Origin of the sequence: Loktanella atrilutea, from assembly GCF_900128995.1 — a bacterium.
GTDB classification, from domain to species: Bacteria; Pseudomonadota; Alphaproteobacteria; order Rhodobacterales; family Rhodobacteraceae; genus Loktanella; species Loktanella atrilutea.
Genome location: NZ_FQUE01000001.1, coordinates 501,610 through 523,651, shown reverse-complemented (window position 1 = coordinate 523,651; position 22,042 = coordinate 501,610). Strand labels below are relative to the sequence as shown.

20 protein-coding genes are annotated in these 22,042 nt (G+C 68.4%); 11 read left to right on the top strand and 9 right to left on the bottom strand.

Annotated features, from left to right (window positions below; all coding sequences use genetic code 11):
• Positions 1-9 precede the first annotated feature (9 nt).
• Positions 10-294, bottom strand: a complete 285-nt coding sequence (locus BUA54_RS02440) for a hypothetical protein (RefSeq protein WP_072855597.1) — start codon at positions 292-294, stop codon at positions 10-12.
• Entirely contained in the window at positions 291-1,454 is a 1,164-nt protein-coding gene (locus BUA54_RS02435) for an isovaleryl-CoA dehydrogenase (protein WP_072855596.1), read from the bottom strand. The genes BUA54_RS02440 and BUA54_RS02435 overlap by 4 nt, the downstream gene beginning before the upstream one ends.
• Before the next feature lie 100 nt (positions 1,455-1,554).
• Here BUA54_RS02435 and BUA54_RS02430 point away from each other — a divergent pair, with 100 nt between their 5' ends.
• Positions 1,555-2,031, top strand: a complete 477-nt coding sequence (locus tag BUA54_RS02430; RefSeq protein ID WP_072855595.1) for a CreA family protein — start codon at positions 1,555-1,557, stop codon at positions 2,029-2,031.
• Positions 2,032-2,155: 124 nt separating this feature from the next.
• Here the strand turns inward: BUA54_RS02430 and BUA54_RS02425 are convergent, their stop codons facing one another.
• Genes BUA54_RS02425 through BUA54_RS02415 form a run of 3 tightly spaced genes read right to left on the bottom strand, consistent with a single transcriptional unit; the run spans position 2,156 to position 4,597 of the window.
• Positions 2,156-2,692, bottom strand: coding sequence for a hypothetical protein (locus BUA54_RS02425; RefSeq protein ID WP_072855594.1), 537 nt, complete (start codon positions 2,690-2,692; stop codon positions 2,156-2,158).
• A complete protein-coding gene (locus BUA54_RS02420; protein ID WP_072855593.1) occupies positions 2,689-3,894 on the bottom strand; it encodes a DegT/DnrJ/EryC1/StrS family aminotransferase in 1,206 nt (401 codons plus the stop codon). The genes BUA54_RS02425 and BUA54_RS02420 overlap by 4 nt, the downstream gene beginning before the upstream one ends.
• A 40-nt stretch (positions 3,895-3,934) precedes the next feature.
• Positions 3,935-4,597: an HAD-IA family hydrolase gene (locus BUA54_RS02415; protein ID WP_072855592.1), complete on the bottom strand. Its 663-nt coding sequence runs from the start codon at positions 4,595-4,597 to the stop codon at positions 3,935-3,937.
• Between the two features lie 128 nt (positions 4,598-4,725).
• Here BUA54_RS02415 and glmU point away from each other — a divergent pair, with 128 nt between their 5' ends.
• Together glmU and glmS are read left to right on the top strand one after the other, a co-directional pair.
• Positions 4,726-6,075, top strand: coding sequence for a bifunctional UDP-N-acetylglucosamine diphosphorylase/glucosamine-1-phosphate N-acetyltransferase GlmU (glmU, locus tag BUA54_RS02410; RefSeq protein ID WP_072856113.1), 1,350 nt, complete (start codon positions 4,726-4,728; stop codon positions 6,073-6,075).
• A gap of 5 nt (positions 6,076-6,080) precedes the next feature.
• Positions 6,081-7,904: a glutamine--fructose-6-phosphate transaminase (isomerizing) gene (gene glmS, locus BUA54_RS02405; protein ID WP_072855591.1), complete on the top strand. Its 1,824-nt coding sequence runs from the start codon at positions 6,081-6,083 to the stop codon at positions 7,902-7,904.
• Between the two features lie 159 nt (positions 7,905-8,063).
• Here glmS and BUA54_RS02400 read toward each other — a convergent pair whose 3' ends face one another.
• A complete protein-coding gene (locus BUA54_RS02400) occupies positions 8,064-8,549 on the bottom strand; it encodes a D-galactarate dehydratase (RefSeq protein ID WP_072855590.1) in 486 nt (161 codons plus the stop codon).
• An 87-nt stretch (positions 8,550-8,636) separates the two neighbouring features.
• Between BUA54_RS02400 and moaA the strand changes: the two genes are divergently transcribed.
• Genes moaA through BUA54_RS02385 form a run of 3 tightly spaced genes read left to right on the top strand, consistent with a single transcriptional unit; the run spans position 8,637 to position 11,966 of the window.
• The gene (gene moaA / locus BUA54_RS02395) at positions 8,637-9,641 is read left to right on the top strand and encodes a GTP 3',8-cyclase MoaA (protein ID WP_072855589.1); all 1,005 of its coding nucleotides are present in this window, start codon (positions 8,637-8,639) and stop codon (positions 9,639-9,641) included.
• Between the two features lies 1 nt (position 9,642).
• On the top strand, positions 9,643-10,917 hold the full coding sequence (locus tag BUA54_RS02390; RefSeq protein WP_072855588.1) for a 3-deoxy-D-manno-octulosonic acid transferase: 1,275 nt from the start codon (positions 9,643-9,645) through the stop codon (positions 10,915-10,917).
• Entirely contained in the window at positions 10,914-11,966 is a 1,053-nt protein-coding gene (locus BUA54_RS02385; protein WP_072855587.1) for a glycosyltransferase family 4 protein, read from the top strand. The genes BUA54_RS02390 and BUA54_RS02385 overlap by 4 nt, the downstream gene beginning before the upstream one ends.
• 146 nt (positions 11,967-12,112) lie before the next feature.
• Here BUA54_RS02385 and BUA54_RS02380 read toward each other — a convergent pair whose 3' ends face one another.
• The 3 genes from BUA54_RS02380 to argE all read right to left on the bottom strand — a co-directional run bounded on the left by BUA54_RS02380 (position 12,113) and on the right by argE (position 15,844).
• The gene (locus BUA54_RS02380; protein ID WP_072855586.1) at positions 12,113-13,276 is read right to left on the bottom strand and encodes a M20 aminoacylase family protein; all 1,164 of its coding nucleotides are present in this window, start codon (positions 13,274-13,276) and stop codon (positions 12,113-12,115) included.
• Positions 13,277-13,340: 64 nt separating this feature from the next.
• Positions 13,341-14,681 carry an NAD(P)/FAD-dependent oxidoreductase gene (locus BUA54_RS02375; protein ID WP_072855585.1) on the bottom strand — a complete coding sequence of 447 codons (1,341 nt, stop codon included), beginning with the start codon at positions 14,679-14,681 and terminating at the stop codon, positions 13,341-13,343.
• Positions 14,678-15,844, bottom strand: a complete 1,167-nt coding sequence (gene argE, locus BUA54_RS02370) for an acetylornithine deacetylase (RefSeq protein ID WP_072855584.1) — start codon at positions 15,842-15,844, stop codon at positions 14,678-14,680. Before argE ends, BUA54_RS02375 begins: the two co-directional genes overlap by 4 nt.
• 290 nt (positions 15,845-16,134) lie before the next feature.
• Here argE and BUA54_RS02365 point away from each other — a divergent pair, with 290 nt between their 5' ends.
• From BUA54_RS02365 to BUA54_RS02345, 5 genes are all read left to right on the top strand, one after another.
• Complete coding sequence (locus BUA54_RS02365) at positions 16,135-17,151, top strand: ABC transporter ATP-binding protein (RefSeq protein ID WP_178352696.1); 1,017 nt, start codon at positions 16,135-16,137, stop codon at positions 17,149-17,151.
• Entirely contained in the window at positions 17,141-18,172 is a 1,032-nt protein-coding gene (locus BUA54_RS02360; protein ID WP_072855583.1) for an ABC transporter ATP-binding protein, read from the top strand. Before BUA54_RS02365 ends, BUA54_RS02360 begins: the two co-directional genes overlap by 11 nt.
• Positions 18,173-18,197: 25 nt before the next feature.
• A complete protein-coding gene (locus BUA54_RS02355) occupies positions 18,198-19,925 on the top strand; it encodes a peptide ABC transporter substrate-binding protein (protein ID WP_072855582.1) in 1,728 nt (575 codons plus the stop codon).
• A gap of 85 nt (positions 19,926-20,010) precedes the next feature.
• Positions 20,011-21,018 carry an ABC transporter permease gene (locus tag BUA54_RS02350; protein WP_072855581.1) on the top strand — a complete coding sequence of 336 codons (1,008 nt, stop codon included), beginning with the start codon at positions 20,011-20,013 and terminating at the stop codon, positions 21,016-21,018.
• Positions 21,011-22,000, top strand: a complete 990-nt coding sequence (locus BUA54_RS02345; protein WP_072855580.1) for an ABC transporter permease — start codon at positions 21,011-21,013, stop codon at positions 21,998-22,000. Before BUA54_RS02350 ends, BUA54_RS02345 begins: the two co-directional genes overlap by 8 nt.
• Positions 22,001-22,042: the final 42 nt, after the last annotated feature.

The window sequence follows — 22,042 nt, the reverse complement described above, 5'->3', positions numbered from 1 at the left end:
CGAACCTCCTCACGCCTGCGGCCCCGCCGCCTCGAAAACCTCGCCCCGGTCGCCCATCACGTAGGAAAAGCTGCGCCCGTCCGGGTGATGGCACACCACGATCATCCGCGCCTGCGGATGCGCCGTCGCCGCGCAATCGGTGCGCGCCGCGCCGTCCCCCGCCTCGGCCACATAGCGCGCCGCGGCCCGCTCTATGATCTCCGTATCCCCCAGCGGCTGCCCCATGCGCAGGCCAAGGTAGCCCGTCAGCACGATCAGCGCCCCCAGCGGCGCGAAGAGCGCCCAGCGCCTCACCCCATCGCCGCCATCAGCTCGCGCCCCACCAGCATCCGCCGGATCTCACTGGTGCCCGCCCCGATCTCCATCAGCTTGGCATCGCGGAACAGCCGCGCGACCGGCGCGTCGGCCATGAAGCCGGCCCCGCCCATCGCCTGCACCGCCTGATGCGCCTGCTTCATCGCCTCCTCGGAGGCATAAAGACAGCAGGCCGCCGCATCCTGACGCGTCACCGTCCCCCGGTCGCAGGCCCGCGCGACCTCGTAGACATAGGCCCGGGCCGAATTCATCGCCGTGTACATGTCCGCGATCTTGCCCTGCATCAGCTGGAACGACCCGATCGGCTGGCCGAACTGCTTGCGCTCCGCCAGATAGGGCATCACCTCGTCCAGACAGGCCGCCATGATCCCGAGGCCAATCCCCGCCAGCACGACCCGCTCGTAGTCGAGGCCGGACATCAGCACGCGCACGCCGCGCCCCTCCTCGCCCAGCACGTTCTCGAAGGGCACTTCCACGTCGTCGAACACCAGCTCCGCCGTATTCGACCCCCGCATGCCGAGCTTGTCGAAGTGGGGGCTGGTAGAGAATCCGGTCATCTCCCGCTCGATCAGGAATGCCGTAATCCCCTTCGATCCCGCGTCCCTGTCGGTCTTGGCATAGACCACCAGCGTGTCGGCATCCGGCCCGTTGGTGATCCAGTATTTCGTTCCCGACAGCCGGTAATGGTCGTTGCGCTTCTCTGCCGCCAGCGACATCGACACCACGTCCGACCCCGCCCCCGCCTCGCTCATCGCCAGCGCACCGACGTGTTCGCCGCTGACCAGCCGCGGCAGGTACTTCGCCTTCTGCGCCGCGGTCCCGTTCAGCTTGATCTGGTTCACGCAAAGGTTGGAATGCGCACCATAGGACAGGCTGACGCTCGCACTCGCCCGCGCGATCTCCTCAACCGCGACCGTATGGGCCAGATAGCTCATCCCCGCTCCGCCGTAGTCCTCCGGCACCGTCACGCCCAGCAGCCCCAGATCGCCCAGCTCCCGCCACAGCGCGGGCGGAAAGGCGTTGTCCCGGTCGATCGCCGCGGCCATCGGCTTCAGACGATCCTGCGCCCAGCCGTGCACCATGTCGCGCAGGGCGTTCACGTCCTCGCCAAGGTCGAAGGTCATCGAGGCATGGAACATCGCGGCATCCTTTATTGAACACTTGTTCAATTCCTAGGTCAGGGGCGCCCCGGCGGTCAAGTCCCTTGCATCCCCCCGCCGCCAGCTTACATCGGTTTTCATGAAACACATCACCGCAATCGCGACCGCCATCACCCTGCTTGCCACCGTCACGACGGCAGAGACCGTCGGCAAGGTCGGCGTCGACTGGGTCGGCAACGACATCGTGATCGAGGCGGTGCACGACCCCAAGGTGCAGGGCGTCACCTGCCATCTCGCCTATTTCGACCGCTCGATCATCGACCGTCTGTCGAACGGCAACTGGTTCGAGGACCCCTCGAACTCCTCCATCGCGTGCCGCCAGACCGGCCCCATCGTGATCGGCGACATCGACCGCAGCAAGGACGGAGAGAACGTCTTTCAGGAACGCCAGTCCATCATCCTCAAGTCGATCCGCATCAAGCGCATCTTCGACGAGGCGAACAACACCCTGATCTATCTCGCCCACGCGAACGAGCTGACGCAGGGCTCCGCCAAGATGTCGATCAGCACCGTCCCGCTCTACACCCCCGGGGCAGAGGCCGCGGCGCAAGACTGACGCCCCGTCCTCGCTTTTTTCCAAATACTCCCCCCGGAGGGTCCGGCCAGAGCCACCGGGATCCGCCGAGGCCGTGTCGCACCGGACTCCATCGCGCAGCCGCGCTGCGCTGTTGCGCGGGCCCTCACCGCGGCGCCGACCGCCCGTCCGTGATCCCGAACGCCGCCAGATCCAGCCTGCGGAAATTCTCCCGCTCCGCCGTGGTCAGGGGATAGCGCCGCAGCATCGCGTCGTTCTCGGTCTTCACCCGGGCGCCCCAGTCGCTGCGCAGGCGCGTCATCAGGTGCGCATGCGCCTCCATCCATGTGGCGCGGGAATAGTCGTCGGTGCCGACCAGCCCCTCCAGCGCCCCCGGCCACCACCGGCGCAGCCGCATGACCCAGCCGGGCGCCTGCACCGTCCGCGTCCGCCGTTCCGCGGCCATCGCCAGCAACCGTGTCTCGCGCCGCAGCATCCGGTACAGCAGCTCGTGACCGTCCACCGTCTCGCGGGTCCGCTCCATCCCGTCGTCGTCCACGACGAGTTCAAAGAACGGTCCCTCGCCCTCCACATGGGGCGTGCCGTCGCCGCGGGGCTGGCGGTCGATCCGGTAGGGCGCTGCGCTCTGGCCGATCTCCGACAGGGCGGCGGCGATGGCGGTTTCGACCTCCGCCAGCCTCATGCGGCCCCCCGCGCGGGCGTCAGGACCTCTGTCACCACCGCGCGGATGATCCGCGCGATCAGGGCACAGTCGTCCAGGCTGAACGTCAGCGGCAGGCGCATGTCCAGCAGCCCCGCCAGCACCCGGTCCGTCGCGGGCAGCCGGTCCTGCGGCGCATAGCGCCACGACCCGTAGTCCGAGGTGAAGCCCACCGGCTCCGCCGCACCGAACCATTTCAGCTCCACCCCCCGCGCGGCGCAGCCCGCGACGACCGCCGCGACCTCCGTCTCCGACCGGTCCGGCAGCAGGAACTGGATGGACGACGCCACGAACTGCTCCGCTGCCGGGCGCGCGGGCACCACCAGCCCCGGCACATCCGCCAGCCCCTCCGCCACCTTGCGGTAGCGGTCGTTCCAGCGCCCCGCCTGCCGCGTCAGCGCGCGCAGCTGCGGCCGCAGGATCGCCGCGCGCAGGTTGTCCATCCGGCCAGAGATGTTCGGCACCGCGTAGCGCAGTTCGGCAAAGGCCTCCGGCGGCGGGGCCGCCCTGTGCCGGCCATAAAGCATGTAGCTCCCCGACAGTAGCACCGCCCGCGCCATCGCCTCCGCATCGTCAGAGATCAGCAAGCCCCCCTCGCCGGAATTGACGTGCTTGTAGGTCTGGGTGGAAAAGCATCCCATCAGCCCCCAGCGACCCGTGGGCCTGCCGTTCCATGCGGCGCCCATGGTGTGCGCGCAATCCTCGATCACCGTGACGCCGGCGGCGTCGCACAGGTCCATCAGCCGGTCCATGTCGCAGATGTGCCCGCGCATGTGGGACAGAAGCAGCACCCGCGCCCGGTCCAGCTTCGCCGCCAGATCCTCCAGATCGATGACCAGCGCGTCGGTCACGCCGACCAGCACCGGCACCGCCCCCACGCCCGCGATCGCCCCCGGCACCGGGGCAAGGGTAAAGGCATTGGTCAGCACGGTATCGCCCGGCGTCACCCCGCAGGCGCGCAGCGCGCAACCCAGCGCATAGCCGCCAGAGGCGACGGCGAGGCAGAAGGCGGCCCCGGTCCGGGCGGCGAATTCCTCTTCCAGCAGGGCGGTTTCCGCGATCTCGCCTTCGGCGGTGTTGTAGCGATGCAGACGACCGTGGCGCAGCACCGCCTCCGCCGCCGCGATGGATGCCTCCGGCAACGGTTCCTGCTGCGTGAAGCTGCCTGTGAACACCTCTCCCATGGGACGGACTGTCGCGGCAGACGCAGGCGTCGTCAATCTGTTAACCGATCAGGTCGCGCACGACCCGGGGCAGATCGTTGTAATGGTCCAACAAGGCGGCAGGGTTCAGCGCCGCCATGTCCTCGCCCGCCGGACCGAAGGTCACCAGCACCGATGGCACGCCCGCCGCATGGGCGGTCTTGCGGTCCGTGTCCGTGTCGCCGACCAGCAGGCACATCCCCGGATCGCCGCCCGCCCGGCGCACCGTCTCGAGCAGATGTTCCGGGTCGGGCTTGCGCACCGCCAGACTGTCCGCCCCCAGCATCGCATGGAACCGCTCGCCCACGCCGAGCGCGGTCAGAAGCTGCACCGCCAGCGCCTCCGGCTTGTTGGTGCAGATCGCCACGCGGTAGCCTGCCGCGGTCAGCGCGGCGATCGCATCCATCGCACCGTCGTAAAGATAGGTATGGGTGCTGATCGCCCGCCCGTAATGATCCAGCAGCGGCTGATACTGCGCATCGACCAGATCCTCGTCCAGCCGCCCCGCCCGCTCCAGCCCCAGCCGCAGCATGGCCTTCGCCCCGCGCACCGCCGTCTTCTGGTCCCGCGCCGGGTCCAGCTGATCGCCCAGCCCCAGATCGCGGAAACAGGCGTTCGCCGCCGCGATCAGGTCGCCGCTGGTGTCCGCCAGCGTGCCGTCGAGATCGAAAACCACCGTGCGCATGTCATTCCCCCTTGGTCCCGTCCGGTCCACTGTTACGAATGGTAAACCTTCGTGAAACCGCTCCGCCTTGTAAGCGGGACAGGAATGGATACAACCCGGCCAGACGACAAATGGGGCAGACAGCGCACATGACAACAGCTTTGATCGTTCTCGCGGCAGGCAAGGGCACACGCATGCAATCGGACCTGCCAAAGGTCCTGCACCCGCTGGCAGGCGCACCGCTGCTGATCCATGCGCTTCAGGCAGGCGGCGCGCTCGACCCTGCGCGCACCGTCGTCGTCACCGGTCACGGCGGCGACCTCGTGGAAAAGGCCGCGACCGCCTTCGACGACCGCATCGCCTGCGTCCGCCAGACCGAACAGCTGGGCACCGCCCATGCGGTCGCCCAGGCCCGCCCGGCCCTCGCCGGTTTCACCGGCGACGCCGTGGTGCTCTACGGCGACACCCCCTTCATCACGCCGGAAACGCTGGAGAGGATGCTGGATGCCCGCCGCAGCCACGATGTCGTCGTGCTGGGCTTCCACGCCGCCGATCCGGGCCGCTACGGGCGTCTGGTGATGGACGGCGACAGCCTCGCCGAGATCGTCGAATACAAGGACGCGGATGATGCCACCCGCGCCATCGACCTGTGCAACTCCGGCGTCATCTGCGCCGATGCGGACACGCTGTTTGCCCTGATCGACGCGGTGGGCAACGCCAACGCCGCGGGCGAATACTACCTGACCGACATCGTGGGCCTCGCCCGCGCCCGCGGCCTCACCGCCGGCGTCGTGACCTGTGACGAAGCGGAAACGCTGGGCATCAACTCCCGCGCCGAACTCGCCGCCGCCGAACAGCAGTTCCAGCGCAGCGCCCGCGCCGCCGCCATCGCCGACGGCGTCACCCTGCCCGCCCCCGACACGGTGATCTTCGCCCACGACACCCACATCGGCGCCGATGCCCTGATCGAGCCCTACGTCGTCTTCGCCCCCGGCGTCACGGTGGAAAGTGGTGCCACGATCCGCGCCTTTTCCCACCTCGAAGGCTGCCACGTCAGCCGCGGCGCCACCGTCGGCCCCTACGCCCGCCTGCGCCCCGGCGCCGAACTGGCCGAGGACGCCAAGGTCGGCAACTTCGTCGAGATCAAGAGCGCGCTGATCGACACCGGCGCCAAGGTCAGCCACCTGACCTACATCGGCGACGCCCACGTGGGTGCGGGCGCCAACATCGGCGCGGGCACCGTCACCTGCAACTACGACGGCTACTTCAAGCACCACACGGAAATCGGCGCCGGCGCCTTCATCGGTTCCTCCACCATGCTGGTCGCGCCCGTGACCGTCGGCGCGGGCGCCATGACCGGCTCCGGCTCCGTCATCACCCGCGACGTGCCCCCGGGCGACCTCGCATTGGGGCGCGCGCCGCAGATCAACAAGACGGGCCTCGCCGCCCGCCTGATGGACAAACTCAAGGCCCTCAAGGCCGCCAAGCAGAAAGACTGAATCCCATGTGCGGCATTGTCGGCGTTCTCTCCTCCCACGAAGCTTCTCCCATCCTCGTCGATGCGCTGAAGCGGCTCGAATATCGCGGTTACGATAGCGCCGGCATCGCCACCATCGACGGCACCACGCTCGACCGCCGCCGCGCCATGGGCAAGCTGGTGAACCTGCAGGACCTGCTGGTGCACGACCCGCTGCCCGGCAAGGCCGGCATCGGCCACACCCGCTGGGCCACCCACGGCGCGCCTTCGGTGAACAACGCCCACCCGCACCGGGCGGGACGGGTCGCCGTCGTCCACAACGGCATCATCGAAAACTTCCGAGAGCTGCGCGCCTTCCTCGCCGACAACGGCATCGGCTACAGCACCGACACGGATACCGAGACGGTCGCCCTGCTGGCGCAATACCACCTCGACCGCGGCCTCGCCCCGCGCGAGGCGGCGCGCGAAACCATCGCCCAGCTGCACGGCGCCTACGCCCTGTGCTTCCTCTTCGACGGAGAGGACGATCTGCTGATCGCCGCCCGCAAGGGCAGCCCGCTGGCCGTCGGCCACGGCGAGGACGAGAACTACATCGGCTCCGACGCCATCGCGCTCGCCCCGATGACCGACACGATCACCTACCTCGACGAAGGCGACTGGGCCATCGTCACACGCCACAGCGTCGAGATCCGCGACGCCGCCGGCGAACAGGTCGACCGCCCGCGCAAGACCATCGCCACCGGCTCCGCCGCCGTCGACAAGGCCGGCTACAAGCACTTCATGGCCAAGGAAATCGCCGAACAGCCCACCGTGCTGCAGGGGGCGCTGGCCCATTACATCGACGCCGCGGGCGGCAGCGTGACATTGCCCGACCCCGGCATCGACTTTGCAGGGATCGAGCGCCTGACGCTGGTCGCCTGCGGCACCGCCTTCTACGCCTGCATGGTGGCGAAATACTGGTTCGAACAGATCGCCCGCCTGCCGGTGGAAATCGACGTCGCCTCGGAATTCCGCTACCGCGAGCCCCCCGTGACGCCCGGCACCGCCGCCCTCTTCGTCAGCCAGTCAGGCGAGACGGCGGACACCCTCGCCGCCCTGCGCTACATGGCCGGCAAGGCCGACCGGATCCTCTCGGTCGTGAATGTGGCCGAATCCTCCATCGCCCGCGAAAGCGACCTCGCCCTGCCGATCCTGGCAGGGGTAGAGGTCGGCGTCGCCTCCACCAAGGCCTTCACCTGTCAGCTGACCACGCTGGCACTTCTGGTCCTGAAGGCCGCCCGCGACCGGGGCGAGATCGACGACGCCATCCTCGCGGATCACCTCGCCGCATTGCGCCGCCTGCCGGGCATCATGAACGCCGCCCTGAACATCGAAACGGCGACGCGCGATCTGGCCCAAGAGCTGTCGGAGGCCCGCGATATTCTCTTCCTCGGCCGCGGCGCGATGTATCCCCTGGCCCTCGAAGGCGCGCTGAAACTTAAGGAAATCAGCTATATACATGCCGAAGCTTACGCATCAGGCGAACTCAAGCACGGCCCGATCGCCTTGGTCGATCCCGCCGTTCCCGTCATCGTGATGGCCCCCACCGACGGCCTCTTCGACAAGACCGTGTCGAACATGCAAGAGGTCATGGCCCGCGGCGGCAAAGTCCTTCTGATCACCGACGCCGCAGGCGCGCGGACCGCCTCCGACGGTGTCTGGAAGACGCTGATCCTGCCCGACGTGCCGCCGTTCCTTGCACCCATCCTCTACGCGATCCCCGCACAGCTCCTGGCCTACCACACGGCCATCGCCAAGGGCACCGACGTGGATCAGCCGCGCAATCTGGCAAAATCCGTCACGGTGGAATGACAGCGGATCGGATCGGCTGCGCCGATCCGATCCGCCGATACACGGCCCGGATCCCGGATCGAGGCCATCAGACCGCCTTTGCGCTTCTCCTCGTCCGAAATACCTCGGGGTCCGGGGCAGAGCCCCGAAAGGGGTGGGCGGGCGGGGCCCGCCACCCCCTCATTCCATCGAGACGCTCACCTCGGCGATCTCGGTCAGCGGAATTCCCAGCGTCTGCATCGCCGCCAGAGAGATCTGGCTGCCCGACCCCGCCGCCCCGCCGGACGGGCGCAGCTCCACGTTGGCATCCTTGCCGTTGTAGCTCACGCGGCCTTTCGTCAGCGCGTCGACCAGCGGCGTCTTCAGCCAGATCCCCGGCTCCGCCGGCGGGCCCAGCGTCGCCAGCGTGGTGCCCAGGTCCTTGACCGGTGCATCCGCCTTCACCGCCAGCGCCTCGGCCTTGTCCTCGGCCGAGGTGGTGTCGAACTGATCCACCGTGCGTGCCGCCGCCGGCGGTCGCGGTGGCGGCGTGGGATCGAGGGTCGGCGCAGGTGCCGCGGCCCCCGCGGGGGTCACGGCGGCGCCGGGGGCGGTTGCGGTTGCGGGCGTCTGCAGGGTTTCGCAGGCGGCCAGGGCGAAGGCGGGGATCAACAACAGGATTCTCATGGGACAGACGCTAGGTTCAGCGCACATTCCTGACAAGTCCCTCCCCGCGCCTTGCGCACCCCACCGCGCAGCCCTAGGTTCTGCGACATGACTGCACCCCTGATCGACCCCTTCGCCCGCGCCATCCGTTACCTGCGTGTCTCCGTCACGGACCGCTGCGATTTCCGCTGCGTCTACTGCATGTCGGAAAACATGACCTTCCTGCCCAAGAAGGACCTCCTGACGCTGGAAGAGCTCGACCGCATGTGCTCCGCCTTCGTGCGGCTGGGGGTGCAGAAGCTGCGCATCACCGGCGGCGAACCGCTGGTGCGGCGCGAGATCATGACCTTCTTCCGCAGCATGTCGCGGCACCTCGACTCCGGCGCGCTGAAGGAATTGACGCTGACCACCAACGGCAGCCAGCTCGAACGCTTCGCGGACGACCTCTTTGCCGCCGGCGTGCGCCGGGTGAACGTCAGCCTCGACACGCTGGACGAGGCGAAATTCGCCCGCGTCACCCGCTGGGGCCGCCTGCCGCAGGTGCTGCGCGGCATCGACGCGGCGCAACGCGCCGGCCTCCGGGTCAAGATCAACGCCGTGGCGCTGAAGGACTTCAACGAGGACGAGCTCTTCACCATGACCGCATGGGCCGCCGCCCGCGACATCGACATGACCTTCATCGAGGTCATGCCCATGGGCGACATCGGCAACGAGGACCGCATCGGGCAATACTGGTCGCTCAAGGACCTGCGCGCACAGCTCGCCACCCGCTACACCCTGACCGACCTGCCCGACGACACCGGCGGCCCCGCCCGCTACGTCCGCCTGAACGAGACGGGACAAAAGATCGGCTTCATCACGCCCCTGTCCCACAACTTCTGCGAATCCTGCAACCGCGTGCGCATCACCTGCACCGGAGAGATCTACACCTGCCTCGGGCAGGAGGGCCACTCGGACCTGCGCGCGCCTCTGCGGTCGTCGGAATCCGACGCGGTGCTCGACGACGCGATCCGCGCCGCCATCGCGCTGAAGCCGAAGGGCCACGACTTCGACTATTCCCGTCAGGCGGTCGACGGACAGGTCTCGCGCCACATGAGCCATACCGGCGGTTGAGGTGACCCGCCCGCCCCTGCTGCTGCGCACCTACGGGCGGCTCGCGAACCTTGCGGCGCCGCTGCTCTATCGACGGATCCGCGACCGGCTCGTCGCCCACGGCACCAGCCCCGCCCGGGCCCGCGAACGTCTGGGCCATCCGACGCGACCGCGACCCGCGGGCCGTCTGGTCTGGTTCCACGGTGCCAGCGTCGGAGAAACCCTCTCCGCCCTGCCCCTCGTCACCGCCCTGCTGGCGCAGGACGATCCGCCCTGCATCCTCGTGACCTCCGGCACCGCCTCCAGCGCCGACATCCTGGCACGGCGCCTGCCGCCCGATGCGATCCACCAGTTCGCCCCCCTCGACAGCGCGCGCGCCCTGCGCCGCTTTCACGCCCACTGGCGGCCGGACCTGCTGGTTCTCATGGAATCAGAGATCTGGCCCCAGATGATCCAAACGGCGCCCTGCCCGGTGGTCCTGCTGAATGCCCGCCTCTCGGCCCGGGCCCTCGCGCGCTGGCAACGGCTCGGCCCCTCCGCCGCCTGGCTGCTGCGCCGCCTCGCCCTGATCGTCACCCAGACAGAGGCGACCGCCGCCGGCCTGCGCGCCCTCGGCGTCGCCCCGGACCGCATCCGCACGGGCGGCAACCTCAAGGCCGCCGCCCCGCCCCCGGACGCCGACCCCGCAGCCGTGGCGCAGATCCGGCAGGCGCTGGCCGAGCGCCCGCGGTGGCTCGCCGCCGCCACCCACCCGGGCGAGGAGGAAGCGCTGCTCGCCGTCCACCGGCACCTCTTGCAGACGCACCCCGACCTCTGCCTGATCCTCGCGCCCCGCCACCCGGAACGCGGCGACCGCGTCGCGGCCATGGCGACGGACCTCACCCTGACCCGCCGCAGCGCCGGTGAGGCGCCGACCGCACAGGTCTACCTCGCCGATACGCTGGGCGAGATGGGACTGTGGTACCGCACCGCCCCCCTCGCCTTCGTCGGCGGCTCGCTGACGCCCAACGGCGGGCACAACCCGTGGGAAGGGGCGGCGCTCGGCTGCGCCCTGCTGACGGGCGAACATCTGGCCAACTGCACGCAGGACTGGCAGACCCTGGCCGAGGCCGACGCCGCCCGCACGGGTCTGACCGCCGATACGCTGGGCCCCGTCCTGCAGGACATGCTGACCGATCCCGATTCCGCCCGCGCCATGGGCCGCCGCGCCGCCGCCGTCACCGCCCGTCAGGGCGACGACATCGCCCGCACGGTCGCGGACCTCACGTCACTGATGCCCGCAAAGGCCGCCCCATGACCCTCGATCCCGCCACCGTCACCGTCATCGCGCCAAACCTGAAGAAGCGCTATTCCGGCGTCACCTCCACCGTCCTGCGCCTCGTCCCGCTGCAGGCCCGCGACATCGCGATCGCCACGGTCGGTCCGAAACTGCCGGCGGAGATCCCGCAGATCCGCCTGCGCGACCTGCTGACCATGCCGCGCCGCCCCCGCGTCTGGCACGCGCGGCGCAACAACGAGATGCTGGCCGGCCTCGCGCTGAAACACCTCCTGCGCCAGCCGCTGAAGCTGATGTTCACCTCCGCCGCCCAGCGGCGCCACTCCGGCTACACCAAACAGCTGATTCGCCGGATGGACCGGGTCGTCGCGACCTCCGCCCGCTCCGCCGCCTTTCTCGGTGTGCCCGCGCACGTCATTCACCACGGCATCGACACCGACCATTTCGCCCCCGCCCCGGACCGCACCGCCCTGCGCGCGCGCCTCGGCCTGCCCGCGGACAAGCTGCTGCTGGGCTGCTTCGGCCGGATCAGGCCATCGAAGGGCAACGACCTCTTCATCGACGCGATGATCGCCGTGCTGCCGGACTTTCCCGAGGCCCACGCGGTGATGATGGGCGGCGTGACGGATCAATTCGCGGATTATGCCGCCGACCTGAAATCCAGAGCCGCCGCCTCCCCCGTCGCCGACCGCATCCACATCCTGCCCGAGGATCCCGGCTGGACCATCGCCCCCTGGTTCCAGGCCATCGACCTCTACATCGCGCCGCAGCGCAACGAGGGCTTCGGCCTCACCCCGCTCGAGGCGATGTCCTGCGGCGTCCCCAGCATCGCGACCGACACCGGCGCCTTCGCCGAGATCGTGGCCCCGGACGAGACCGGCCTGCTGATCCCCACGGACGACCCCGCCGCCCTGCAGGCGGCGATCCGTGCCACTTTGTCGGACCCGGCCCGCCTGTCCCGCTGGGCCGCCGCCTGCCGCCCCCGCGCGACAGGCGGCTTTCGCATCGCCGACGAGGCCGCCGCCCTGATCGCCATCTACCGCGACCTTCTGGACGGCAGCGCGGGCTGAATCGCCGGACCGGGGGGCTGTCTGCCCCCCGGACCCCCCGAGGATATTTCCAAGACAGAGAGAGGGGGCGCGGCGCCTGCGCCTCTCTGTCTTTCAAATATCCCCGCCGGAGGCACGGCCCCCATGGGGCCGTCCGCCACGTCTGCTCAGGCCGCGGGCATCCGCTTTTCGACGATCTCGGCCCACCAGCTGCAGCCGGCGGGAATCGCGTCGTCGTTGAAGTTGTATTCCGGGTGGTGCACGCTGGCGCCCTCGCCGTTGCCCACGAGGATGTAGGCGCCGGGGCGTTCCTCCAGCATGTAGGCGAAATCCTCGCCGCCCATGACCAGCGGTGCCTCGGCGCAATCGCCTGACACGCTGCGGGCGACCTCCGCGGCAAAGGCGGTCTGGTCATCGCTGTTCACCATGACCGGGTAGCCCTTGACGTAATTGACATCCGCCCGCGCGCCGAAGGCGCTTGCGGTGCCTTCCGCCAGGGCCTTCAGCCGCCTCTCCGCCAGGGCGCGCATGTCCTTCGACATGGTGCGGACGGTGCCTTTCAGGTGCACACGCTGCGCGATCACGTTGAAGGCCTTGGAGGAGCTTTCGATGCTGGTCACCGAGACCACGACCTGATCCGTCGGATCGGCGTTGCGGGACGCGATCGACTGCAGCGCCACGACGACGTGGCTGGCGATCAGCGTCGAATCGACCGTCTCCTGCGGCTTGGCGGCATGGCCGCCCTTGCCCTCGATGGTGATCTCGAAGGTGTCGGTGGCGGCGAAGAATGCGCCGGACCGGATGCCGAAGGTGCCCAGCGGCATCCCCGGCCAGTTGTGCATGCCGTAGACCTCGTCGATCTTCCAGCGGTCCATCATGCCGTCGTCGCACATTTCCTTGCCGCCGCCGCCGCCTTCCTCGGCGGGCTGGAAGATCACCACCACCGTGCCGTCGAAGTTCCGCGTCTCGGCCAGATACTGCGCCGCCCCCAGCAGCATCGCCGTATGGCCGTCATGGCCGCAGGCATGCATCGCCCCCGGCGTCTTGGAGGCATAGTCGAGCCCGGTCTGTTCCGTGATCGGCAGCGCATCCATGTCGGCGCGCAGCCCGATCACCTTGCCCTTGCTGTCGCTTTTCCCCCTGATGACGCCCACCACGCCGGTGCGGCCGATGCCGGTGACGACCTCGTCGCAGCCGATCGCGGTCAGCCGGTCGGCCACGACCTTCGACGTGCGGTGCGTCTCGAACAGGATCTCGGGGTTCTCGTGCAGATCGCGGCGGATCGCCGTGATGTCCGGCAGCAGTTCGGCAAAGCGGTTCTTGACGGGCATGGTATGTCTCCTTTTGGGCGCGATCCTGTCACCGGCCCGTCCGGGCCGCAAGGGATCGCCGGGTTTACAGATTCGGACCGGCGACCAGCCGCGATCCGTCGGAAAAGCGCGACAGGCGAAAGCGTGTCAGGTCGTGGCCGGGGTCGCGTCCCGTGGCCAGCCGCGCTGCGACGCGCCCCATGCCGGGGCCGATGCCGAAGCCGTGGCCGCACATCCCCGTGCAGACCGTCAGCCCCGGCAGCGCCGCGACATGATCGACGACCGGCACCACGTCGGGCAGCGTGTCGATCATCCCGGCCCAGCTTTGCGCGATTCGCACCTCGCCCAACCCCGGGAAGGTCGCCGCGAAATCCCGTGCCAGCCGCGCCACCCGCGCGGCGTTGGGGGCCGGGTCCAGCACGCGGCAGCGCTCGAACGGGCTGACCTGATTGCCCGCCCAGCGGCGCGGCGTGCCCCACCCGTCGGGATAGCCGCGCGGCGCCATGGGCAGAAGCCGCGTGCCCAGCGGATCCTCCCACAGCAGTTTGGTGAAGCTGCCGAAGGCGCGAAAGGCGTCCGGCCCGACGAAAAGCTCGTGGAACCCCGCCGGCGCCAGCGAATAGCCGCCGTCCGCCCGCTTGCGCCAGGCCAGCCGCTTGTCCACCGCGCCGCCGAGGTTCACGTCCCCCATGGGCGCCGTCGCCGCCACCGTCGCCCGGACCGAGAGCTGCGGGATCGCGACCCCGTGGCGGCGCAGCAGCAGCGAGGACCACGCCCCGCCTGCCAGCACCACCGCATCCGCGCCGATCAGCCCCCGTTCTGTCACCACCCCGGTCACACGGCCGCCCGTCAGGTCCAGCATCCGCACCGCGCAGTCCTCGACGATGACGGCCCCCGCCGCCTGCGCCGCCCGCGCGAAGGCCGGCACCGCGACCCAGGGCTCTGCCTTCATGTCCGTCGGCGTCCAGAGCGCACCCTTGTAGCCCCGCGCCGCCCCCGGCAGCGCCTCCGCCACCTGTGCGGCATCCAGCATCCGGCTGCTGACCTGAAACCGCTCCGCCTCTGCGAGCCAGCCGGCGTAGCGGGCCATCTGCGCGTCGTCCTCCGCCAGATAGAGCGTGCCGGTCGTGCGCAGCCCGACGTCGCCCGCCTCCTCCGCCAGCTTGGGCCACATCCGCTGCGCTTCCAGCATGATCGGCAGCTCGGCAAGGTCCCGGCCCTGCGCGCGGACCCAGCCCCAGTTGCGGCTGGACTGTTCGCCCGCGACGCGGCCCTTTTCCAGCAGCACGACACTCACGCCGTCCCGCGCCAGCTCCCAGGCCGTCATCACCCCGATGACGCCGCCGCCGATCACGACGACATCGGCCCGCTCAGGCAGGGGATCGCGAAAGGTCGCCGCCAGATCGGCCCGGATCGGAAAGCTCATCGCGTCAGATGCTCCACCAGCTTGCGCATGAAGTCCTGACCGGCCTCGAACTGCGCAATCTCGATGAACTCGTCCGGCTGGTGCGCCTGTGCGATGTCGCCGGGGCCCACCACCGCGGCGGAGTAGCCGCGCTCCTGAAACTGCCCGGCCTCGGTGCCGTAGCTGACGACATGGCTGCCGTTGTCGCCGGTCAGCATCCGCGCCAGCTCCTCGGCGCGGCCCTGATCCTCGGGCTTCAGCCCCGGCAGGCCGAAATAGGCCTGCGCGTCGATATAGGTGTCGGGATGCACGGCCTGCATCTCGGCCTCGACCTCGCGCACTTTCGCCAGAAAGCGGTCGGCCCAGTCGTTCACGTCCTCGCCCGGCACCACGCGGAAGGACAGGTCGAAATGACAATCCTTGGCGGTGATGTTGTGTGCCGTGCCGCCCGCGATCACGCCGGTGTGGACAGAGGTGAAGGGCGGATCGAAGACCGCCGCCAGATCGCTCGGCGTCCTCGCCACCTGTTCCTGGTTGACCTCGTAGGCCCAGTTGATCAGGCGCGCGGCCTGCATCACGGCGCTGACGCCCTCGGTGATCTTGGACGAATGGACCTCGAATCCCCGCACATGCACCTTGAAGCCGATGCCGCCCTTGTGGCCCGTCACCACCTGCATCATCGACGGCTCGCCCACCAGCACCGTGTCGGCGCGGGGCATCCCGTGGCTGACCATGTGGTCGATCATCACCGGGGCGCCGACGCAGCCCACCTCCTCGTCATAGCTCAGCGCGATCTGCAATGGCCGCTTGATCCCCGCCTCTGCCGCATGGGCCATCGCCCAAAGCGCCAGCGCATCGAACCCCTTCATGTCGCAGCAGCCGCGCCCGTAAAGCCGTCCGTCCTTTTCCACCACGGTGAAGGGGTCCGTCGTCCAGTCCTGCCCGTCGACCGGCACCACGTCCGTATGCCCCGACAGCACGACGCCGCCGTCGACCCTGGGCCCGATATGGGCGTAAAGCGCCGCCTTCGTCCCGTCCGGGCTGGGCACGCGCACGCAGTCGGCCCCGATCCCCTCCAGATAGTCCTGCACGAAGTCGATCAGCGCGTGGTTGCTGTCGCGGCTGACGGTGGGAAAGGCGACGAGCCGTTCCAGCAGGGCACGGGGGGTCATCGGGGCGGACATCGGTTCTCTCCGGTCAGGGGGTCTGGGTGCGCCCACCCTGCGCGCGAAAGGGGAAAGGTCAAGCGACCGGCGGGCAGAAAGCGCATGCGGACCGCGCGCCCTGCCTCTTTTTGCGGCATCCGGTCCCGCGACGCTGCACTGCCGCAACCCACGAACCTTTGCTCTTGCGGGCCTCGAAAACGATGTTACCGTCTGGCCTCAGCCGACCTGCATCAAAGACAGGCGCCCGCTTAAAAATAAGACGGTCACTGCAGGTGGCCTGCCGAAAAATGAACCGGGGAGGTTCGCTTATGCCCGATGGGGCCGATTTGCCCGCTGGGACAACCCCCGTGCTGGACGTGCAGCACCTCAAGACCGTGTTCCGCGTCCGTGGCGGCGAAGTCCATGCCGTCAACGATGTCAGCTTCGCGCTCGGCGCCGGAGAGTTGCTGGGGGTCGTGGGCGAAAGCGGCTCCGGCAAGTCCGTCACCATGATGTCGCTGCTGGGCCTGCTGCCCTCGCCCCCCGCCGACGTGCGCGGCGGCACCGTCACCTTCGAGGGGGAGGATCTGCTGCAGCTTCCCCTCGACAAGCTGCGTAAGGTGCGCGGCGGGCGCATCGGCTTCGTCTTTCAGGACCCGATGACATCGCTCAACCCCGTGTTCACCATCGGCTACCAGATCATGGAGCCGCTGCAGGAGCACATGGGCCTGAACAAATCCGCCGCCCGCGCCCGTGCGCAGGAACTGCTGGAACTGGTGGGCATCCCCGGTGCGGCGCAGCGCCTGAACGACTACCCGCACCAGTTTTCCGGCGGCATGCGCCAGCGCGTGATGATCGCGATCGCGCTGGCCTGCGACCCCAAGGTGCTGATCGCGGACGAGCCGACGACGGCCCTCGACGTCACCATTCAGGCGCAGATCATCGAGCTGATGAAGGACCTGCGCGACAAGCTCGGCATGGCCGTGATCTGGATCACCCACGACCTTGGCGTGATCGCGGGCATCGCCGACCGGGTCGTGGTGATGTATGGCGGCCAGATCGTCGAACACGCCCCGGTGAAAGAGCTGTTCCGTAACCCGCAGCACCCCTATACCCGCGCCCTTCTGACGACGATCCCCAAGATCAGCGGCGAGCGTGCCCGCCGCCTGACGGTCATTCAGGGCCAGCCGCCGATCCTCGGCGACGCGCCCACCGCCTGCCCGTTCCGCGACCGCTGCGACGTGGCGATCCCCCGGTGCAGCCGCGAGAATCCGCCGCGCTACGACCTTGGCCACAACCACGATGCGGCCTGCTTCGTCGCGAAAGGCTCTCAACATGCTGGATAACGCCGCCAAGCCGTCAAAGCCTCTGGTGCAGGTCCGCGACCTGCAGATGCACTTCCCGATCTACTCCGGCCTGTTCCGCCGCCAGACCGGCGCGGTCAAGGCCGTCGACGGCGTCACCTTCGACGTGATGGAAGGCGAAACGCTGGGCCTCGTCGGCGAATCCGGCTGCGGCAAGTCCACCTGTGGCCGGGCGATCCTGCGCCTTTACGACATCACCGGCGGCGAGGTCGCCATCGACGGCGCCCGCATCGGCAAGATGAGTCAGGGCGACCTGCGCCCCCTGCGCCCCGCCATGCAGATGGTCTTTCAGGACCCGCAGGCGTCGCTGAACCCCCGCATGACGGTCGAGGCGATCATTCGCGAACCGCTGGACGAACACACCAAGCTGACCGCCGCCGAAAAGGAAAAGAAGGTCGGCGAACTGATGGACACCGTCGGCCTCAACCGCCGCTTCGCCAAGCGTTACCCGCACGCCTTCTCGGGCGGGCAGCGGCAGCGCATCGGCATCGCGCGGGCGCTGGCGCTCAATCCGAAGTTCATCGTCTGCGACGAACCCATCGCCGCCCTCGACGTGTCGATTCAGGCGCAGGTCGTGAACCTGCTGGAAGATCTGCAGGAACAGTTCGGCCTGACCTACCTCTTCATCAGCCACGACCTGTCGATGGTCCGCCACATCGCGACCCGCATCGCGGTGATGTATCTGGGCAAGGTCGTCGAACTCGCCCCGCGCGGCCCGCTGTATGAAGAGCCGCTGCACCCCTACACCAAGGCGCTGCTGTCGGCCGTGCCGGAACCCGATCCGGCCCTCGCCCAGACCCGCGAACGCGTGGTGCTGCAGGGTGACGTGCCGTCCCCCGCCAACCCGCCAAAGGGTTGCAACTTCTGCACCCGCTGCCCGGCCGTGATGGACGTCTGCCGCCAGATCGAACCGACCTACCAAGAGGTGCGACCGGGCCGCTTCGTCGCCTGTCACCTTTACGAGTCAACCGGCACGGCGGATGCAACCGCCGGCCACCCGTAATACATCAGCAAGGGAGAAGAACCTGATGAAAATGAAGACAATTCTTTTGGGCGCTGCCGCGACCCTGGCCATGGGCCAGATGGCGCAGGCCCAGGACACGAACCCGGGCGGCGAACGCGGCCGCGACGGGTCCGTGGGCATCATCTACTGGCAGGCGCCGTCGATCATGAACAGCTACCTCTCCGGTGGCACCAAGGACATCGAAGCCGCCTCCCTCGTGATCGAGCCGCTGGGCCGCTACGACGAGACCGGCGCCCCCGTGCCATGGCTGGTCGATGAAATCCCGACCGTCGAAAACGGCGGCGTGGCCGAGGACCTGACCTCGATCACCTGGAAGATCACCGAAGGCCTGAAGTGGTCCGACGGCACCCCCTTCACCGCCAACGACGTGAAGTTCACCGCCGACTACTGCATGAACCCCGAAGGCGGCTGCGCGCAGCTGGCGAAGTTCGAGGGCGTGGAAAGCGTCGAGGTCATCGACGACCTGACCGTCAAGGTCAACTTCTCCGAACCCACCCCGAACCCCTACGGCCCCTTCATGGGCAACCAGTCGCCGATCATCCAGGCCGCCCAGTTCGCCGACTGCACCGGCGCCAAGGCGCCCGAATGCACCGACGCGAACTTCAAGCCGATCGGCACCGGCCCCTTCGTCGTGACGGACTTCCGCACCAACGACGTGATCCAGCTGGAAGCCAACCCGAACTACCGTGACCCGTCCAAGCCCGCGTTCCAGAACGTGACCTTCAAGGGCGGCGGCGACGCAGAGGCCGCAGGCCGTGCCGTGCTGCAGACCGGCGAATACGACTACGCCTGGAACCTGCAACTCGCCCCCGACGTCATCGCCGCGATGGCCGAAGGCGGCGTCGGCACCCCGATCATCGCCTTCGGCACCCTGGTCGAACGGATCGAGCTGAACCACACCGACCCCTCTCCGAACCTGCCAGAGGGCGAACGGTCCACGCGGGCGCATCCGCACCCCTTCCTGACCGACGAAAAGGTCCGCCGCGCGCTCTCCATGGCGATCGACCGGAACCTGCTGGTCGAGGTCGGCTACGGCGACGCGGGCCGCGCGACCTGCAACATCGTGCCGGCGCCGGAACTCTTCGCCTCCGACAACACCGGCTGCCTTGAACAGGACATCGAGGGTGCCAAGGCCCTGCTGGACGAGGCCGGCTGGACCGACACCAACGGCAACGGCGTCCGCGACAAGGACGGGGTCGAGATGAACATCCTCTACCAGACCTCCACCAACGCCGTGCGTCAGGACTTCCAGGCCCTGATCAAGGACTGGTGGGAACAGATCGGCTTCGGCGTCGAACTGCGCAACGTCGATGCCTCCGTCTTCTTCGGCGGCGATCCGGGTTCGCCCGACACCTTCCAGAAGTTCTATGCGGACGTCGAGATGTACGCCAACAACTTCGACGGCACCGACCCCGCGTCCTATCTGGCGGAACGGACCTGCGACAAGGCACCCGGCCCCGACAGCCAGTGGCAGGGCCAGAACGTCAACCGCTTCTGCTCCGAGGAATACGACGCCCTCATCGTCAAGCTGGGCCAGACCGCGGAACTGGAAGAGCGCGCCACCATCGCCAAGCAGCTCAACGACATGCTGACCAAGGACAGCATGTCCCTGCTGCCGCTGGTCGACCGTGGCCGGGTCTCGGCCAAGTCGAACACCCTGGGCGGCGTGATCCTGAACACCTGGGATTCCGAACTCTGGAATGCGGCCGACTGGTATCGCATGAAGTCGTAAGACACCCCGTCCGGGCGGCGCGCCGCGCCGCCCGGACGATCCCGGCCTCCCCACCTCCCCGAAGTCCTGAACCAAGGCGCCCCCCATGCTGACCTACACCTTCCGCAGGCTGCTGATCTCGATTCCGACGCTTTTGTTCATCGCCTTCGTGATCTTCATGCTGCTCGAACTCGCCCCCGGCGACCCGATGGCGCAGATGCCCCTGACCATCCCGCCAGAGGTGAAGGAGAAGATGCGCATCGCCCTGGGGTTGGGCGAACCTTGGTGGATCCGCTTCCCCCTCTGGCTCAAGCAGTTCTTCATCATCGAACCGGCCTACTGGATCGACAACAGCTTCGGTACCGACCTCGCGGGCGGCGCGCAGCGCATCGTCAGCTTCCAGTCGCGCTCGCCGGTCTTCGACACCATCGCGCAGCGCCTGCCGCAGACCCTCTGGGTCGTGGGGATGAGCTATGTCGTCGGCGTCATCATCGCCCTGCCCATCGGCATCATCAGTGCCTACCGCCAGTATTCGGTCTTCGACCAGGCCGGCACATTCGTGTCGATGATCGGCTTCTCGGTGCCGCCGTTCTTCTCGGGCGTGCTGCTGATCGTGATCTTCTCGGTCACGCTGGGCTGGCTGCCGTCGATCTACGACACCACGCTGGTCGTGAACAGCTGGGCCACCTTCAAGATGCAGATCATGCAGATGGTCATGCCCGTCATGGTGCTCGCGCTGCAGACCACCGCGCAGGTCAGCCGCTACATGCGGGCCTCCATGCTCGACAACCTCGGTCAGGACTACGTGCGGACCGCCCGCGCCAAGGGCATGAGCGAAAGCACCGTCGTGATGAAGCACGTGCTGCGCAACTCCATGATCCCGGTCATCACCGTGATCGCACTGGGCATCCCCTCGATCTTCGGCGGCGCCATCATCACGGAACAGATCTTCAAGGTGAACGGCCTTGGCCAGCTGCTGATCATCGCCCTGCAGGGCTCCGACATCCCGATGGTGATGACGCTCACCTTCCTCTTCGCGATCCTGATCGTGATGTTCAACCTGATTGCCGACGTGCTGTATGGCGTGTTCGACCCGAGGATCCGCTATGACTGACCGTGACATCCACGCCGACGCCGACAACCTTCTTGTCGCGGGCGATCCCACCGCCCCGGTGAAGGCCGTCAAGGCGCGCAACCAGTGGCTTGACGTCTGGGACCAGTTCAAGACCCACAAGGGCGCCGTCGCCTCCCTGCTGTTCCTGATCTTCATCGCGCTCTTCGTGCTCATCGGCCCCTGGCTCTGGGGCCTCGACCCCGCCGCGCTCGACATCCGCAACAAGGACGTGCGACCGATCGTCAACGCCCTCTGGGGGGCAGAAAAGGTGTCCTGGGCCCACCCCATGGGCACCGACAACCTCGGCCGCGACCTGATGGCCCAGATCATGCAGGGTGGACGGATCTCGCTCGCCGTGGGGGCCGCCGCGATGATCCTCGCGATCCTGATCGGCACCTTCGTCGGCGTGATCGCCGGCTACTTCAACCGCCTCGACGGGATCCTGATGCGCCTGACGGACCTGTTCCTCGCCCTGCCGCTGCTGCCGCTGCTGCTGGTGATGATGCTGCTGTTCCGTGATCCGCTGCGCAGCGCCTTCGGCCCCGAACAGGGCATCTTCATCCTGATCGTGACCGGCATCGGCATCACGTCATGGATGCACACCGCCCGCATCGTGCGCGGCGACGTGCTGGCCCTGAAGGAAAGGGAATACGTCCTCGCCGCCCGCTCCATCGGCACGCCCTCGCGCCGCATCATCACGCGCCACCTGCTGCCCAACGTGCTCTCGCCGATCATGGTCTCGGCCACTCTCGGCCTCGCAACCGCGATCATCACCGAATCCGCGCTGTCGTTCCTGGGTCTCGGGTTTCCGCCAGACTTCCCTACCTGGGGCAAGATTCTGGCCGACAGCGTGCCGCGCATGACCGCCTTCCCAGAGCGCGTGATCTGGCCCGGCCTCGCGATCTCGCTCACCGTGCTTGCGGTGAACTACATCGGCGACGGGTTGCGCGACGCCCTCGACCCGCGCATCCGCGGCATGTAGGACGCGACCGTCCCACCCAAATTTTCTAGAAAATTTGGAGTC